This window comes from Caenimonas sp. SL110, from assembly GCF_001044395.1.
Taxonomy (GTDB): Bacteria; Pseudomonadota; Gammaproteobacteria; order Burkholderiales; family Burkholderiaceae_C; genus Ramlibacter.
Window position 1 is genome coordinate 1 of the sequence record NZ_JANU01000034.1, and the last position, 15,404, is coordinate 15,404.

Here is a 15,404-nt window from a genome sequence, read left to right on the forward strand (position 1 = left end):
GTGCCGGCCACGCCCTGCACATCGGCCTGTCCGCCCAGCTTGCCTTCGGTACCCACTTCGCGCGCCACGCGCGTCACTTCGGCAGAGAAGGTGCCCAGCTGCTGCACCATCTTGTTGATGATCATCGCGGTGCGAAGGAACTCGCCTTCCAGCGGCCTTCCGTCGGCTTCCAGCGCCATCGACTTGGACAGGTCGCCTTGCGCCACGGCGCCGATCACGCGGGCCACTTCGGAGGTCGGGTGCACCAGGTCAGAGATCAGGGAGTTGATCGACTCGGCCGAGTCGCGCCAGAAGCCGCTGGCGTTGGGCACGATCGCGCGCTCCTTGAGCTTGCCTTCCTTGCCGACCACGCGCGACAGGCGGGCGAGTTCGTGCGACATGCGCAGGTTCTCGTTCACCACATCATTGAATGCGTCTGCAATCTTGCCGGAAACGCCGCTCCAGTCCTGGGGCAGCTGCGCCTGTGCGTTGCCGCGCTTGAATTCGTTCAAGGCCGCAAGATAAGTCAGGGCATGGTCGGCCAGCCCGTCCACCTCATCGAGGATGGTGTTGACGACGGCAATATCCGCTTGCCAGAAGCCCGTGAGGTTCTCGTCGGAGACGCGCCGGGGCTTGGCGCTGGAGCGAGACGCGGTCTCTACCGATTTGAGCTTCTGCGACGTGCGCGTGGTCTGGGCGGTGAGCTCATTGAACTCAGCGGCAATCTTGCCGAGCACGCCGTCCCATTCGGTGGGCAGCGTCACGCCGGGTTCGCCCCGGCGAAGAGCGCCGAGCGCTTTGAGTATCTGCCTGAGTTCGCTGCTCTGCTGATCTGCCGCCGGTAACTTTGCCACTACTTCCATGCCTGCCCCCATACGGTATGCGGCCGTGCCCCGGCCAATGGCGTGGAGGGTACTGGACCTGTGGCTCATCCACAACCGGCAGGCATACCCCAACACCCCGCAAAGCCAATGCTGGCGCGGGTTGTAGGAGGACGCTTACGAAATCAATCGCGTGGTGCCTACGGCTATCTGCATTGCTGGTGCATGGCCTCCATGCGTTGGCGCATCTCCGGCGTCATGGCCTTCATGCGTTCCTGCATCATGGCCTGCTGGTCGGCAGGGGACTTGCCAGCCATCATCTTCTTGTGCATCTCGCACTTTTGTTGCATGTCCATCATGCCCATGCCACCCGATCCGCCCATGCCGCCCATGCCGCCCATTCCTGGCTTGGCGGACTTGTCAGCGTGAACATGGGCGTCGCTCTGGGCCGGGGTGGCGGCGCAGCCGGCCAGGCCCACCGCCAGGATCATGGAAGACACCAGGGGGATGAATCGGAGATTGAGTTTCATGGGGAATCCTTCGGTTAAACCAACAGTACGCGGGTGGCGGCCCAGCGCATTGACTTGCGTCAACGCAGGCTGAACCACACCACTTCATTTCGCCGGTTCGATGGCTGTCACGACGTAGCTGCCGTCTTTCTTGTCAGCGGTGAACCGAACCTTGTCGCCCTGCTTGAGGCCTTCGAGCAATTTGGGCTGCGCAACGGTGAACACCATCGTCATGGCCGGCATGTCGAGATTGGCCAGCGGCCCGTGGCGCAGCGTGACCTTGCCCAGTTCCATGTCCACCTTGCGGACCTCGCCCTCGGACTGCGGCGCGGCAGACGCCGCAGTGGCCAGATGATGAGCAGCGTGATCGACGGCTTGTGGTGCCTGCTGGGCACCGACGGATGCCGACAGCAGGATCGCAGAGAGAGCCAGCGTGTGTTTTGCGTTCATTTCATTTCTCCGATCAGGACTTGGCATAGCTTGAAAAGACACGGGTGCGGCCGGCCTTGTCGACCAGCAACACCTGGTAGGCATCCTTGCGCGAGCCCACTTCCATGCCCGGCGAACCCACCGGCATGCCGGGGACGCTCAGGCCGGCGGCGGAGGGTTTCTCCAGAAGCAGGCGCTTGATATCGGCCGCCGGGACATGGCCCTCGACCCCGTAGCCACCGACCACGGCAGTGTGGCAACTGCCCAGCGCATCGGGTATGCCGTGGCGTTTGCGCACGGGGGCGGTGTCGGCTGTCTCGTGCACTTTCACGACGAAGCCCGAGGCCTTGAGATGATCCACCCAGGCGCCGCAGCAGCCGCACTCGGGGTTCTTGTACACATCGACTTGCGGCAACGACGGCTTCGCCAGTGACGATTGCGCCAATGACGGCAGCGCCGCTGTTGCCGCAAGGGCTGCGGCCAGTGAGAGAAGATTCCTGCGTTTCATTTGACTGCTACCTTTCCAACCATGCCGGCCTCGAAGTGGCCGGGGATCAGGCAGGCGAACTGGAATTCGCCGGCCTGCGTGAACTGCCAGACGATCTCGCCGCTGGCGCCGGGCTTGACGTGCGCCATGCTGGGCTCGTCGTGCTCCATGCCCGGATGCTTTTTCATCAGCTCGGCATGGTCCTTGAGCGCCTGGGCGGTTCCCAGCACCATCTCGTGCAGCACGGCGCCCTTGTTGGCCACCACAAAGCGCACTGTCTCGCCCTTGCGCACCGTGAGGTCGCCGGGCGTGAACCGCATCTTGTCGCTCATCGACACCCGGATGGTGCGAGTCACTTTCTTGGGGTCGCCCTGCTGCCCGAACGGCGTTGCCTCGACCTGGCTCGCGTCAAACTTGTGGGCCGTCTTGCCTGCGTCGCCGTGGGCCATGGCACCGCCCGCCACCATGAGCGCAGCAGCTACAGCGGCGCTGTAAAAAAAGTTCGGTTTCATCTTCATGGGTTCTCCCTGGATATCAATGTTGGGTGTGGCCGGAAGGCCGGCGCACAGAAAGGTTGGTCTTGCCGGGCGCTGTGGGCGCAGCGCGCGTGGGCTCCTGCAACTGGCCCTTGTATTCATAGGCCACCGTGCCCGGTGGGTGCTTGTAGGCACCAGGGTCCTTGAAGTCACCGGGCTTGAGGTCATCGCGCACCTTGACCACGCTGAACATGCCGCCCATGCCGACAGGGCCGAACGGACCCTTGCCCGTCATCATCGGCAGCGTGTTGTCCGGCAGGGGCATCTCCATCTCGGCCATGTCGTGCATGCCCTTGTCGCCCATCACCATGTAATCGGGCACGAGCTTGGTGATGCGCTCGGCCAGGCCGCGGTGGTCCACACCCACCATCGTCGGGACGTTGTGGCCCATCGCGTTCATGGTGTGGTGACTCTTGTGGCAATGGATGGCCCAGTCGCCCGCGACCGCATCGAACTCGATGGCGCGCAGTTGCCCGACGCCGATGTCGGTCGTCACCTCCGGCCAGCGTGCGCCCCTGGGCACCCAGCCGCCGTCCGTGCCCGTCACTTCAAAGTGCGGGCCGTGCATGTGGATCGGGTGATTGGTCATCGTCAGGTTGCCGATGCGGATGCGCACCCGCTCGCCGGTGCGGGCCACCAGCGGATCGATGCCCGGAAACACGCGGTTGTTCCAGGTCCACATGTTGAACTCGGTCATCGTGCTCACGCGCGGCGTCATCGCGCCCGGTTCCACGTCGTACGAGGCCAGCATGAACATGTAGTCGCGGTCCACTTTCATGAACCGCGGGTCCTTGGGATGCACGACCAGGCAGCCGTACATGCCCAGGGCGAGCTGCAACTGTTCGTCCAGGTGCGTGTGATAGAAGTGCGAGCCTGGCCGCAGCAGCGTGAACTCGTACACGAAGGTTTTGCCAACCGGGATCGGCGGCTGCGTCAGGCCCGAGACGCCATCCATGCCGGACGGCAGCAAGATGCCGTGCCAGTGAATCGCCGTGGGCTCGGGCAGCTTGTTGGTCACGAAGATGCGGATGCGGTCGCCCTCTACCGCCTCTATCGTGGGGCCGGGGCTGGAGCCGTTGAAGCCCCACATGTTCACCTTCATGCCCGGTGCGAATTCACGAACGCAGGGCTCGGTGACCAGGTGGAATTCCTTGACGCCATCTTTCATGCGCCACGGCAGCGACCAGCCGTTGAGCGTGATGACCGGGTTGAACGGCCTGCCGGTCGATGGTGCGGGCGGCGGCTGTGTGGCGGCAGATGACTGCACCACGGCTTCAGGCAATGATGCGGCGCCCACGCGGCTCACAGCAGATGCGCCGAGCGCCACGGCACCGGCAGCCTTGAAAAAACTTCTGCGATTGGACATGTGTGTTGTTTCCTCAGTGGCCTTGGGCTCAGTGGCCTTGCACGGGGGCTGCGCCCGCTGATGTGTTGGGCTGCGACATGCTGGCTGCGCCGGGCGACCGGCCGGTGAGTGCCGTCTGCAAATTGGTTTCCGCGACCCAGAAATCGCGCAGCGCCTGCACATAACCGGTCACGCCGGCCACCTGCTCGCGCGCATCGGTCAACAACTCGAACACGCTGATCAGCATGCCGTTGTAGCGAAGCAGGTTCTCTTCGGAGATCTGTTTGCGAAGCGGCACCACCTCATCGCGGTAGTGCCTGGCCAGCTCGAACGCTGTGCGATAGGCCGAGTGGGCCTCGCGCACTTCAGATCGCGCGTTCACGGCCACCTCGGCGGTGTGGTTCACCGCCTGCATGTAGGTGGCCTCTGCGCGTGCAGCGCGCGTGCTGCCGAAATCAAAAAGCGGCAACTCCAGTTCGATCTCGTAGCCATTGGCGCGCGAGGCGCCCGACTCGCTCTTGTTGTGGAGGCCGACCTCCAGCACATTGATGAGGCGGGTCGCCTTCGTCAGGTCGAGCGACCGGGCCGTCGCCTCGGTCTGCCGTTTGGCCATCAAGACGTCCAGGCGCTTGTCCATGGCTGTCTGCTCAGCGCTCTGCAGTTGCAGCGTTTGCCTGGGCAGGTCGGGCAGGCGGTCCGGCAGCCTGAATTTCAACTGCTCGCCGTCCAGGCCCAAAAGGCGCGTGAGCTTTTCGCGCTCGGCTGTCGCCTGATGCGTTGCGCGCGCAAGCTGTGCGGTTGCATCGGCATAGAACGCCTGCTCGCGCATCTGCGTGAGCTTGCTGAAGTTGCCGGCCTTGAGCATGCGCCTGGCGAGCTCGTTGGAGATATCGGCCGTCTCCTTGACCTGCCCGAAATACTTGACCAGCTCCTGCGCTGCGACCGCGTCGAAGTAGGTGCGGCGGGTATCGGCCGCCAGGGTCACCGCGTCATACGCGGCCTGCAATTGCGCCTGCTCGAAGCGGCGCTGGCCGACTTGCGTCGCCACCGGCATGGTCAGCAGGCCCAGCACGTCGAAGAGCACTGCGCGCTCGATCTCGACGGCGCCGTTGCCGCTCATGCGCCCGAAGCTGAACGAAGGGTTCTTCAACCGGCCCGCACGCACCAGATCGGATTCCGCGATCTGCAACTCGCCGAGCCGGGCCTGCAGGCCACGGTTGTTCAAGAGCGCGATCGCTACAGCGGATTCGGCGGTCAGGGGCGCCTTCAGCAGCTCCCCGACGCGGCTGCGCGCGGCCTGCGCATCCGCATCCGTGCGATGGGCCATCACGCCCTGCCCTGTGCGTTCTTTCGTCAGCGCCGAGACCTGGTCGAATCCGCCATCGGGCGAGAACGAGGCACAGCCCGCAAGGAACGCAGACGCCGCAGCCATGGCGGTCAACCGCAATATCGCCGGGCTTGCCCAGCTTGTTTGTTGTTTCATTTTCGAATCATCTGAACTGCCGACTCAATACAGGTCGGCCGAAGCCCGTGCAGACGCACGAGCGCCATCAGGCCTCGGGGCGAGGCCTCAATGGGTCAGATGGTTCGCGGGGGTCGCTCCTGGCCGTCCGAGACGAAACTCGGAGACGGAGCGTGGAGGTGCGGGAAAACAGCCGGCACAGGCTGCGGCCCGGTAAAGGCCATGGTGCCGCTTACGAGGCCAGGCGCGCAGCAGGAAGTGGAGCAAAGGTTGCACTTGTCTGCTGCGCCGGCGTGGTCGTGCGCGCTGCTGTCCGCGTGGTCTTGAGCGGCAGCTGGAGCGTGCCCGTGAGCCGGCTGCGCAGTCGCCTGATGGTCATCCATGTGGCCCATCTGTTCCATCTGGTGCATGTCGTGTAGCGGCTGAGCGTGCTCCACCTGCTGGACCTGTGTGCGCTGCGATGACCCGTGATCCGCACACTGCACAGCCACGGCCAGCGCTCCCCGAACGGGTAGCAGCACAGCAAGCAGCAACAGGAGCCAGACGCGAATCGTTTTCACAGGAGTTAGGTTAGCACGGGCCGGAAAGTTCAATTTATCAGGCTTGCCCCTGTAGCAAGGTCAAGCGAAAAAAAGTTCTTGACCCTGACATGATGGGAAGCTTGATCCTTGCTGCACCAACCACTCAAGGACACAGCAATGATCACCTTCCAGGTCAACGACATGACATGCGGCCACTGCGCAAGCGCCATCACCCGCGCGATCGCAGGCATCGACGACAAAGCGCGGCTGGACATCCGCATCCAGGAGAAACTGGTTCGGGTCAGCAGCACGGCCTCGACAGCAGAACTGGCCCAGGCCATCCAGGAAGCGGGCTACACGCCGCGAGAAATCCAGCAGGCGCCTGCCGCTTCTGCATCCACCTCTGCATCCACCTCAGCTCCAGCGCCAAAGAGCGGCTGCGGCTGCGGATGCGCAACCCGCAAGGCCGCTCCAGTTGATGCCGGTCAACCGCCGGCCCCGGCGCGGGGATCATGCTGCGGCTAGCAGGGGATTGCCATGGAACACAGCCACGACCACCATCATCATCACCACGCTGCGCCCGCGACGCCCACCTCCGCGGTGAAGCCTGGCGAGGCAGGCGAGTACACCTGCCCCATGCATCCGCAGGTGCGCCAGATCGGGCCAGGCAACTGCCCGATTTGCGGCATGGCGCTGGAGCCTGTGATCGCAACCAGCGACACCGGTGAGAGCCCCGAACTGCGGGACATGACCCGCCGCTTCTGGATCGGCCTGGCGTTGACGGCGCCGGTCTTCATCCTTGAGATGGGGGGCCACATCTTCGACATCGGCCACCTGATCGGGGCGCAGACGTCGAACTGGGTCCAGATGTTGTTCGCCACGCCGGTGGTGTTGTGGGCCGGCTGGCCGTTCTTCACGCGCGGCTGGGCTTCGCTGACAAACCGCAGCCTCAACATGTTCACACTGATTGCGCTGGGCACCGGCGCAGCGTGGCTCTACAGCATGGTCGGCACCTTGCTGCCGGGTCTCTTTCCTGCCGAACTGCGTCAGCACGGCGGCGCGGTCGCGATCTACTTCGAGGCTGCGGCGGTGATCACCGTGCTGGTGCTGCTGGGGCAAGTGCTGGAGTTGCGTGCACGCGAGAAGACCTCCGGCGCGATCAAGGCGCTGCTCGATCTCGCACCCAGGACCGCGATCCGCGTGAAGGCCGACGGATCGGACGAGACGGTGCAGATCGACACGATACAGCCCGGCGAAATGCTGCGGGTGCGACCCGGCGAGAAAGTCCCGGTCGATGGCGAACTGGTCGAAGGCCGGGGCACCGTCGATGAGTCGATGGTGACCGGCGAGCCGATGCCGGTGGTCAAGGCGATGGGTGCCAAGGTCACCGCCGGCACGATCAACCAGACCGGCGGCTTCGTGATGCGAGCCGAGAAAGTCGGAGCCGACACCTTGCTGTCGCAGATCGTGCACATGGTGGCCGCCGCGCAGCGCAGTCGCGCGCCGATACAGCGCATGGCCGACCAGGTCGCAGGCTGGTTCGTTCCCCTCGTCCTGCTTGTTGCTGCGCTCACGTTTGCCGTGTGGCTGATCTGGGGGCCGAGCCCTGCGTTCTCGTACGCCCTCATCAACGCGGTTGCCGTGCTGATCATTGCGTGTCCGTGTGCGCTGGGCCTTGCCACGCCGATGTCGATCATGGTGGGAGTCGGCCGGGGCGCGCAGCACGGTGTGTTGATCCGCGATGCCCAGGCGCTGGAGCGCATGGAAAAGGTCGATACGGTCGTCGTTGACAAGACCGGCACGCTCACCGAAGGCCGGCCGAAAGTCGTTCACATCGAAGCGTCCCCCGGCTACCAGGCAGATGAATTGCTGCAAAGGCTGGCCAGCGTCGAGCGAGCGAGCGAGCACCCCCTGGCGATGGCTGTGGTTGCCGCAGCGCAAGAGCGCAAGTTGCAGTTGCTGGAGGTGGCCGACTTCGATTCACCTGTGGGCAAAGGCGTGGTTGGCAAAGTCGGTGGTGCCCAGCTGGTCAGTGGCGCTGCGCGGTTCCTGGCCGAACACAGCATCGATGTGGCACCGCTGAACGCTGCCGCCGAGCTGCAACGCGCCCGTTCGGCCACCGTGATCTTCGTGGCACTGGCCGGAAAGCTCGCCGGCTTCGTGGCCATTGCAGACCCGATCAAGCAGACAACGCCTGCGGCCCTCAAGGCATTGCGTGAGGCCGGTGTGCGCATCGTGATGCTCACCGGCGACGGCAAGACGACAGCCGAAGCCGTGGGCAAGGAACTGCAGATCGACGAGGTTGTTGCCGAAGTGTTCCCGCAGGACAAGGCGACCATCGTGCAGCGGCTGCGCGCCGAAGGCCGTGTGGTCGCGATGGCAGGCGACGGCGTGAACGACGCGCCTGCGCTCGCGGCAGCGGACGTCGGAATCGCAATGGGAACCGGCACCGACGTGGCGATGGAAAGTTCGGGCGTGACCCTGCTCAAGGGCGACCTCATGGGCATCGTTCGCGCGCGGCGGCTGTCGCACGCCACGATGAAGAACATCAGGCAGAACCTGTTCCTTTCCTTCGCCTACAACGTGGCCGGCATTCCGCTTGCGGCCGGTGTGCTCTACCCGTTCTTCGGCCTGCTGCTGTCGCCGGTGGTTGCAGCGGCTGCGATGGCACTGTCGTCAGTCAGCGTGATCGCCAACGCGCTTCGACTGCGGACGGTTTCGGTGGACTGACGGCGCTCGGGTTTGCACCAATGCCGCATCGTGACTTTAGGAGAAAGCTGTGCTGACGACTCCTGGGGACCGAGATGCATATGCGAACCCTGCGCCCAATCCTGGCGGCCGGCACCTGGTGCTCACTCCTGGCGGCATGCGGCGGCGCCAGTGATCCGGTGGCGCCCTCGGCCCCACTGACCCAGCCCCAGGCCCGGCCGCAGGCGCAGGCCACAGTCAACGCCTCGGTTTCCGCACAGATCGTCGATGCGTATGACGCTGCCACGAACACCCTGACCATCCCACTCATCCAGGTGGGGATCGGCTTCTACCGTGATGTGCAGGTCACACTGCGATCGCTCGAAAGCATTGGCGTTGCGAGCAACACCTCCGGGGTTTTCGACCGATACGACCCCACCACGAACCAGCTGACGATTCCGGTGCTGCGACTGGGCGATACCCTCTACAAAAACCTCGTCGTCACGCTGGACAGCCTGGTGTCGTACGGCGACGCAGTCGCCAGTTATTCGGTACCGCTCGATTTGTCGCTGATTTCATATCCGCAGAGCTACCTGACGCCCACCACCACCGAAGCCGACATCAACCCCGACCCCTGCAACCTGAACCTGTCCACGATTACCTACCCGGCCAGCTGGATCGGCCAGTTCCCCTTGCCTGCGGTCCAGGGAGCGCCGCTCAAGCCCGGCATCGGACGCGCGGTCACGCTCAAGGATATTGGCCTGCAACCGGGCAATCCGGCGTTCATCGGCAAAGGCGCGCCAGGCGCGCCGGCGGGCTGTAGCGGCGACCTGCGCGCCGCCCTCACCCGTACCGTGGGCCGGCTCAAGACACTGGGCACCGAATACGTGACGATCATGCAGTGGCACTGGGCGTCAAACCGGGTTGACGGCTCCTGGTACATCACGCCGGCCGAGCTCACAGACGGTTCCATGACAGACGCCGACCTCGCGTTCTTCGTGCAGGCGGCCCACGGCGCCGGCATCAAGGTGATCATGAGAAACCAGATCCAGGGCTTCTTCGACCGGTCGAATCCTACGGCCCTCAGCGTCCCGGCGCGCACGCTCGACAACTACGCAAAGTGGTTCGGGGCCTACCAGGAGTACATCCTCGAACGCGGGGTCTTTTTCCAGGGGCTGGGCGTGGATGTCTGGGAGCTTGGATGCGTGGCCTGTTTCTTCCATGACTCAGGGGACGGGTCGGATCAGGCCGTCGCAGTGTTCTACGCGGGCTACAAGACCGCCCTGGCCAACCTGAAGCTGAACTACAGCGGCAAGACCTTGATGGGAAGCAGCTCCTGGTTGCATGAAAAGGCCGACCTTGCCTCGCAGATCGACATCTTTGAAATCGGGCTGGGAGCGCCCTATCCGGCCGACCAGACCGGATCGTTGACCGTCGCCGCCTACAAGGCTGCCCTGGCTGGCATGGCCCCCCAACAGATGGTCAACCTCTATGACGGGTTCGGCAAATCCATCATGGTGTCCTACGGGATGCAGTCGCGAAGGAGCATGTTCTCATCACCGGGGTACATGGAGGAGACCTCGTGCACTTCAGAAATCGGCGCCATCGACATGTCGCCGGACGGATGCATCCAGCGAGAAGCCATCACAGATTTTTCGATGCAGGCGATCGTGCATGAAGCCTCGCTCGAACTCATCAACCAGCTGAGTGCAAGCTCCACCCTGATTGCTTCGGTCGGCGACTATTGGGAGACGGATTCATTGATGCCGTTCACTGCTTTTCCAAATATCGCGGTGTCGTTTCGCAACAAGCCAGCCGAAGGCATCGTGAAAGCCTGGTTCGCGAAATGACGCGCCCACGAAAAAGCCGCCCGAGGGCGGCTTTTTCTGGTGGACCGAAGTCCGATTAGCGAACAACAGCCAGCTGGTCGCGCTTGCCGGCCTTGTACGTGTACAGGGTCAGGGCGCCGTTCTTCACGTCACCCTTGTTGTCGAACGAGATGTTGCCCGTCACGCCCTTGTAGCCTTCGGTCTTGGCCAGCACCGGCAGGTACTTGGCCGGGTCGGCGGAGCCGGCCTTGACCATGGCAGCAACCATCACGTTGACCGCGTCATAAACGTACGGTGCGTAGACCTGCACGTCAGCGTTGAAGCGCTTCTTGAACTTCACGCCGAAGTCTTCCATGCCCTTTTTCTGCGTGCCTTCAACGCCGCCTGCTTCCGCGCAGACAACCTGGCCGTCAGCCATGCCGTCGCCGGCCAGCTTTGGCAGCTCGCTGGAGCAGATGCCGTCGCCGCCCATGAACTTGGCGTTGATGCCCAGCGACTTCATCTGCTTGAGCATCGGGCCGGCAACTGCGTCCATGCCGCCGAAGAACAGGACGTCAGGCTTCTTGCCCTTCATCGTGGTCAGGATCGACATGAAGTCGGTAGCCTTGTCGGTGGTGAATTCACGGCCGGCGATCTTGCCGCCAGCGGCCTTGACGGCCTTTTCGAATTCGTCGGCGACGCCCTGGCCGTAGGCCGTGCGGTCATCGATCACGCCGATCGTCTTGCCCTTGAGTTCCTTCACGGCATAACGGCCGAGCGTGCCACCGAGGTGCACGTCGTCAGCCACGACGCGGAACGTCGTCTTGTAGCCCTGGCGGGTGAACTTGGGGTTGGTCGCCGAAGGCGAGATTTGCGGGATGCCGGCTTCGGAGTAGATCTTCGAAGCGGGGATGGACGTGCCGGAGTTCAGGTGACCGACCACGCCGTTGACCTTCTGGTCGGCGAGCTTTTGTGCGGCTGCGGTGCCTTGCTTCGGATCGGCTGCGTCGTCTTCGGCGATCAGTTCGAACTTGGCCTTCTTGCCACCGATGGTCACGCCCTTGGCGTTGAGTTCCTCGACTGCGAGGCGCGCGCCGTTTTCATTGTCCTTGCCCAGGTGGGCGATGCCGCCCGACGTGGGAGCCACGTGGCCGATCTTGACGACCAGGTCTTGCGCGGAGGCAATGCCCCAGGCTGCAGCGATCGCAGCGGCTACCGTCAACTTGAATTTCATTTGCATAGCGAACTAACCTCCAGAGTAAGGAATTGGGTTGAGAATTTTGTTTCTAGCTCAACGGGCGCGACCATATCGCAATTTCCGGACCCGAACCATAGGGGAAAGGCCGATCAGGGGAATTACCCAAGCTATCGCCGGGCTAATGCAGGGGTTCTAACCCCGGCGTGCCTGCGCCGCCAGCTCCTCGCTGAACGCCTGTTCCACGGTGGCTCGCACCACCTGCTCGATCTCTACCCGCAGCAGCGGCGTGATCGTGCGGGTTTGCTCCAGGATGGTGGCGGCAATCGCTTCGCGCAGGCGCCGCTCCAGCGCCAGGTCTACCCTTTGCATGACGCGGGTCACCAGCAGCTCCTGGGTTGCCTTCGCAGCCAAAGGGGCTGCCTCGCCAGCCCGCACGATTTCGGTCAGCGTCGGCACGCTCTGGGGCGGTTTCCTGGCCAGTGGCATCAGGCCTCCTTCAGCACGAGGTCGCGCCGTGCGATGGCATAGCCCCTGTCTGCATAGTGGCGATAGCGCCTGCGGGCTCCGACCTTGTCGTCTTCGTCCAGCGACACGACCTCGATCACGCGCTCGAAGCGCTCGAATCCGTCGGGGACTTCGCCGCCGAAGTTGATCAGCACCTGCGCATGGGGGGCCGAGCGCGCCGAATCGCAAAGCACCACCGGCGAAACGTCACGCACCTGCGGCGGTGCGTCATGCACGCAATGGGGGACAAAGGCCACCGGGTCGAAGGTCCACAGCGTGCGGTCGAGCTCACGCAGAAAGTCCGCGTCAGCCGTTACGGCTACCCGCGACCCCTTGGCCGCAGCCTTGCGCAGCAACCTGCACGCGTAGGCCATCTTGTCCGGGGCGTTGAAATGAAACTCGACATCGGTCATGCGTTGACATCGCCCATCGCGAGCAACACGTTCATCGGGCCTTGGCCTTCGTTGCAGCCTTCTTTGCAGCTTTCTTTGCAGCTTTCTTCACGGCCCCGGCAGGCGCTACAGGTGCAGCCGCTGCAAGGTCGAGGATGTATTGAACGAGCAGGCCCACCGGGCGTCCGGTCGAGCCCTTGGCTGCGCCGCTCTTCCACGCCGTGCCGGCGATGTCCAGGTGCGCCCAGGGGAACTTGGTCGCGTAGCGCTGCAGGAATTTGGCTGCGGTGATCGCGCCACCGGCTCGGCCGCCGACGTTGCCCATGTCGGCAAAGTTCGACTTCAGTGCGTCGCCGTACTCTTCGTCCAGTGGCATGCGCCAGCACGGGTCCAGCGCCGTTTCACCTGCCGCCTGCAGACCTTGCGCCAGCTTGTCGTCCGTTGCGAACAGGCCGCTGCGCACACCACCCAGGGCCACCACGCAGGCCCCGGTGAGCGTTGCGATGTCGATGACCGCGCTGGGCTTGAAACGCTCTGCATAGGTCAGCGCGTCGCACAGGATCAGGCGCCCTTCCGCATCGGTGTTGAGGATTTCAATCGTCTGGCCCGACAGGCTGGTGACGATGTCACCCGGCTTCACGGCTCGGCCGTCCGGCATGTTCTCGCAGGTAGGGATCAGGCCGACGATGTTCAGGGCCGGCTGGATCTCGCCGATGGCACGGAACGCACCCAGCACGCTGGCCGCGCCACCCATGTCGAACTTCATCTCGTCCATGTCGGCAGACGGCTTGATCGAGATGCCGCCGCTGTCGAATGTGATGCCCTTGCCCACCAGCACCAACGGCGCTTCGCTGGCTGCCGCGCCCTGGTACTGCATCACGATGAATCGCGCAGGCTCTTCGGAGCCCTTGGCTACCGACAGGAACGAGCCCATGCCGATCTTTGCAATTTCTTTCGGGCCCATGACTTCGCACTGGAAGCCGTATGCCTTGGCCAGCCCCTTGGCTTCCTGTCCCAGCCGGGTCGGAGTGGCGATGTTGGGCGGCAGGTTCGCGACTTCGCGCGCGAACTCGATGCCGTTGGCCGCACCCTTGGCGGCCTCGAAGGCGTCCTGGTGCAGCTTGGGGTCTGCCACCGCGATGGTCACCATCTGCAGTTCACGCCCTTCGGGCTTGGACTTGGTCATGACGTAGACGTAGCTGGCCTCGGCCGTGGCGGCTACTGCAGCCCGCACCGCGTCGTCGCCTGCATCGGCTGGCAGGCAGATCATGAGACGCCTGGCCTTGGAGGTTCGAAGCGAAGCGATCGCAGCAACCACAGCCTGGTGCACTTTCTTGCCCGAGCCGTCGCCCGCACCGGCCAGCACCACGCGCGTGGCCGCAATGCCTGAGCTGCGGTAGGCCTGCAGAAGCTTGCCCGCCTTGGTTTCGAGGTGCTTTTCCTTGACCGCATGGGCCGCGAGCGAGGACAAGGCGTCCTTGCCGGGCTTGAACGTGTCGCTGACCAGCAGCACGATCGCATCGCATTTTTCTGACGCGGCGCCAGAGAGATTCAGGGGCTTGAGTTCAAAGTCCATAATTGCCTGTTCTTTTCTCGACAAGAGTCCATCCGCGCCCGATGTTATTCCATTCGTCACTCCGCAAGGAACTCGCCCGCACTTTCGGAGCAACGCTGGTGGTGCTCGTCACCATCGTCATGACGATGACCTTGATCCGGACGCTGAGCCAGGCGACCCGTGGCAGCGTCAACCCCCAGGAAGTGATGATGGTGATGGGCTACACGGTGCTCGGCTATCTGCCGCCGGTGCTCACGCTCTCGCTGTTCATCGCCATTGTCGGCACGCTGTCGCGCATGTACGGCGATAGCGAAACCGTGATCTGGTTCGGCGCGGGTCGCGGGCTCTCGTCGTTTCTGCGGCCGCTCTTCGGCTTTGCATGGCCCATTCTTCTCGTGGTCGCCGGCATGGCGCTCATCGTGTGGCCGTGGGCGAACGCGCAGACACAGGAACTCAAGGACCGCTACGGCAACCGCGGCGACCTCGAGCGCGTCGCGCCCGGGCAATTCCAGGAATCGGCCAGCGGCAAGCGGGTGTTCTTCCTGGAAAAGGACAGCGCCGATACCAAGTCGGGCCGCAACATCTTCATTTCCACCAACGAGCATGGCAAGGAAACCGTCACGTCGGCGCGCAGCGGCCGCATCGTGACCATCGGCGAAAGCCAGTTCCTGATGCTGTCCAACGGCCAGCGGCTGGAGACCACCGGCAAGACGCAACTCAAGATCAGCGAGTTCCAGGAGTTCCTGAACAAGGTCGGCGAAAACGAGGTCGGCGCAAGGGACAACCTGCCGGCCAAGACCCGCTCGACCCGCGCCCTGTTCCAGGACCCCACGCGGATGAACCTGGGCGAGCTTTCATGGCGCATCGGCCTGGCGCTGGGCGCGATCAATTTCGTCATCATCGCCATCACGGTCTCCAGCGTGAATCCGCGCGCGGGCCGCAGCGGCAACCTGGTGTTCGCGCTCTTTGCGTTCGTCGTGTACTTCAACCTTCTGAACCTGGGGCAAAGCTGGATCAGTTCGGGCAAGGCGACCTTTCTCGCTTTCCTCATAGGCCTGCACGGAACCGTATTTCTGGGCAGCATCTTCTGGCTGGCCAAGCAGCACAACAACTGGTCGTTCAAGGACCTCTTTGCGCGCAAGCGCAGCACTGCGAGGGCCTGATCGCCCG

The 15,404-nt window shown here is 63.8% G+C and carries 15 protein-coding genes and 1 pseudogene; 5 read left to right on the plus strand and 11 right to left on the minus strand.

The window, feature by feature from the left end:
* The 7 genes and pseudogenes from AQ12_RS16360 to AQ12_RS16390 all read right to left on the minus strand — a co-directional run.
* Positions 1-842, minus strand: a pseudogene (locus tag AQ12_RS16360) (hybrid sensor histidine kinase/response regulator); the annotation flags it as partial.
* Positions 843-1,006: 164 nt separating this feature from the next.
* Positions 1,007-1,330, minus strand: a complete 324-nt coding sequence (locus tag AQ12_RS23195) for a hypothetical protein (RefSeq protein WP_048441022.1) — start codon at positions 1,328-1,330, stop codon at positions 1,007-1,009.
* 84 nt (positions 1,331-1,414) lie between these two features.
* Entirely contained in the window at positions 1,415-1,759 is a 345-nt protein-coding gene (locus tag AQ12_RS16370) for a copper-binding protein (protein WP_048441023.1), read from the minus strand.
* A gap of 13 nt (positions 1,760-1,772) precedes the next feature.
* A complete protein-coding gene (locus AQ12_RS16375) occupies positions 1,773-2,246 on the minus strand; it encodes a DUF411 domain-containing protein (RefSeq protein WP_048441024.1) in 474 nt (157 codons plus the stop codon).
* Positions 2,243-2,743 (minus strand): plastocyanin/azurin family copper-binding protein, encoded by a 501-nt coding sequence (locus tag AQ12_RS16380; RefSeq protein ID WP_048441025.1) that lies wholly within the window; start codon positions 2,741-2,743, stop codon positions 2,243-2,245. Before AQ12_RS16380 ends, AQ12_RS16375 begins: the two co-directional genes overlap by 4 nt.
* Before the next feature lie 16 nt (positions 2,744-2,759).
* Positions 2,760-4,127, minus strand: coding sequence for a multicopper oxidase family protein (locus tag AQ12_RS16385; protein ID WP_048441026.1), 1,368 nt, complete (start codon positions 4,125-4,127; stop codon positions 2,760-2,762).
* Between the two features lie 28 nt (positions 4,128-4,155).
* On the minus strand, positions 4,156-5,589 hold the full coding sequence (locus tag AQ12_RS16390; RefSeq protein ID WP_238587742.1) for a TolC family protein: 1,434 nt from the start codon (positions 5,587-5,589) through the stop codon (positions 4,156-4,158).
* A 152-nt stretch (positions 5,590-5,741) separates the two neighbouring features.
* On the opposite strand from AQ12_RS16390, the gene AQ12_RS23200 reads away from it, so the two are divergent.
* From AQ12_RS23200 to AQ12_RS16410, 4 genes are all read left to right on the plus strand, one after another.
* Positions 5,742-5,987 carry a hypothetical protein gene (locus tag AQ12_RS23200; protein ID WP_193387993.1) on the plus strand — a complete coding sequence of 82 codons (246 nt, stop codon included), beginning with the start codon at positions 5,742-5,744 and terminating at the stop codon, positions 5,985-5,987.
* Between the two features lie 279 nt (positions 5,988-6,266).
* Complete coding sequence (locus tag AQ12_RS16400) at positions 6,267-6,614, plus strand: heavy-metal-associated domain-containing protein (RefSeq protein ID WP_082151645.1); 348 nt, start codon at positions 6,267-6,269, stop codon at positions 6,612-6,614.
* Positions 6,615-6,626: 12 nt separating this feature from the next.
* Complete coding sequence (locus AQ12_RS16405) at positions 6,627-8,819, plus strand: copper-translocating P-type ATPase (protein ID WP_048441029.1); 2,193 nt, start codon at positions 6,627-6,629, stop codon at positions 8,817-8,819.
* 80 nt (positions 8,820-8,899) lie between these two features.
* Positions 8,900-10,627, plus strand: coding sequence for a hypothetical protein (locus tag AQ12_RS16410; RefSeq protein WP_048441030.1), 1,728 nt, complete (start codon positions 8,900-8,902; stop codon positions 10,625-10,627).
* A gap of 55 nt (positions 10,628-10,682) precedes the next feature.
* On the opposite strand, the gene AQ12_RS16415 is transcribed toward AQ12_RS16410, so the two are convergent.
* The 4 genes from AQ12_RS16415 to AQ12_RS16430 all read right to left on the minus strand — a co-directional run bounded on the left by AQ12_RS16415 (position 10,683) and on the right by AQ12_RS16430 (position 14,255).
* Positions 10,683-11,825 (minus strand): branched-chain amino acid ABC transporter substrate-binding protein, encoded by a 1,143-nt coding sequence (locus AQ12_RS16415; RefSeq protein ID WP_048441031.1) that lies wholly within the window; start codon positions 11,823-11,825, stop codon positions 10,683-10,685.
* Between the two features lie 150 nt (positions 11,826-11,975).
* Complete coding sequence (locus AQ12_RS16420) at positions 11,976-12,269, minus strand: hypothetical protein (protein WP_048441032.1); 294 nt, start codon at positions 12,267-12,269, stop codon at positions 11,976-11,978.
* Positions 12,269-12,700 carry a DNA polymerase III subunit chi gene (locus AQ12_RS16425; RefSeq protein WP_048441033.1) on the minus strand — a complete coding sequence of 144 codons (432 nt, stop codon included), beginning with the start codon at positions 12,698-12,700 and terminating at the stop codon, positions 12,269-12,271. The genes AQ12_RS16420 and AQ12_RS16425 overlap by 1 nt, the downstream gene beginning before the upstream one ends.
* 31 nt (positions 12,701-12,731) lie before the next feature.
* Positions 12,732-14,255: a leucyl aminopeptidase gene (locus tag AQ12_RS16430; protein WP_048441034.1), complete on the minus strand. Its 1,524-nt coding sequence runs from the start codon at positions 14,253-14,255 to the stop codon at positions 12,732-12,734.
* Positions 14,256-14,296: 41 nt separating this feature from the next.
* On the opposite strand from AQ12_RS16430, the gene lptF reads away from it, so the two are divergent.
* On the plus strand, positions 14,297-15,397 hold the full coding sequence (gene lptF / locus AQ12_RS16435; protein WP_048441035.1) for an LPS export ABC transporter permease LptF: 1,101 nt from the start codon (positions 14,297-14,299) through the stop codon (positions 15,395-15,397).
* Positions 15,398-15,404 lie beyond the last annotated feature (7 nt).

What these genes read in the sequence shown, in the direction of transcription:
- AQ12_RS23195 (WP_048441022.1), bottom strand. Translation starts at nt 1,330, where the DNA reads ATGAAACTCAATCTCCGATTCATCCCCCTGGTGTCTTCCATGATCCTG.
- AQ12_RS16370 (WP_048441023.1), bottom strand. Translation starts at nt 1,759, where the DNA reads ATGAACGCAAAACACACGCTGGCTCTCTCTGCGATCCTGCTGTCGGCA.
- AQ12_RS16375 (WP_048441024.1), bottom strand. Translation starts at nt 2,246, where the DNA reads ATGAAACGCAGGAATCTTCTCTCACTGGCCGCAGCCCTTGCGGCAACA.
- AQ12_RS16380 (WP_048441025.1), bottom strand. Translation starts at nt 2,743, where the DNA reads ATGAAGATGAAACCGAACTTTTTTTACAGCGCCGCTGTAGCTGCTGCG.
- AQ12_RS16385 (WP_048441026.1), bottom strand. Translation starts at nt 4,127, where the DNA reads ATGTCCAATCGCAGAAGTTTTTTCAAGGCTGCCGGTGCCGTGGCGCTC.
- AQ12_RS16390 (WP_238587742.1), bottom strand. Translation starts at nt 5,589, where the DNA reads ATGAAACAACAAACAAGCTGGGCAAGCCCGGCGATATTGCGGTTGACC.
- AQ12_RS16400 (WP_082151645.1), top strand. Translation starts at nt 6,267, where the DNA reads ATGATCACCTTCCAGGTCAACGACATGACATGCGGCCACTGCGCAAGC.
- AQ12_RS16405 (WP_048441029.1), top strand. Translation starts at nt 6,627, where the DNA reads ATGGAACACAGCCACGACCACCATCATCATCACCACGCTGCGCCCGCG.
- AQ12_RS16410 (WP_048441030.1), top strand. Translation starts at nt 8,900, where the DNA reads ATGCGAACCCTGCGCCCAATCCTGGCGGCCGGCACCTGGTGCTCACTC.
- AQ12_RS16415 (WP_048441031.1), bottom strand. Translation starts at nt 11,825, where the DNA reads ATGCAAATGAAATTCAAGTTGACGGTAGCCGCTGCGATCGCTGCAGCC.
- AQ12_RS16420 (WP_048441032.1), bottom strand. Translation starts at nt 12,269, where the DNA reads ATGCCACTGGCCAGGAAACCGCCCCAGAGCGTGCCGACGCTGACCGAA.
- AQ12_RS16425 (WP_048441033.1), bottom strand. Translation starts at nt 12,700, where the DNA reads ATGACCGATGTCGAGTTTCATTTCAACGCCCCGGACAAGATGGCCTAC.
- AQ12_RS16430 (WP_048441034.1), bottom strand. Translation starts at nt 14,255, where the DNA reads ATGGACTTTGAACTCAAGCCCCTGAATCTCTCTGGCGCCGCGTCAGAA.
- lptF (WP_048441035.1), top strand. Translation starts at nt 14,297, where the DNA reads ATGTTATTCCATTCGTCACTCCGCAAGGAACTCGCCCGCACTTTCGGA.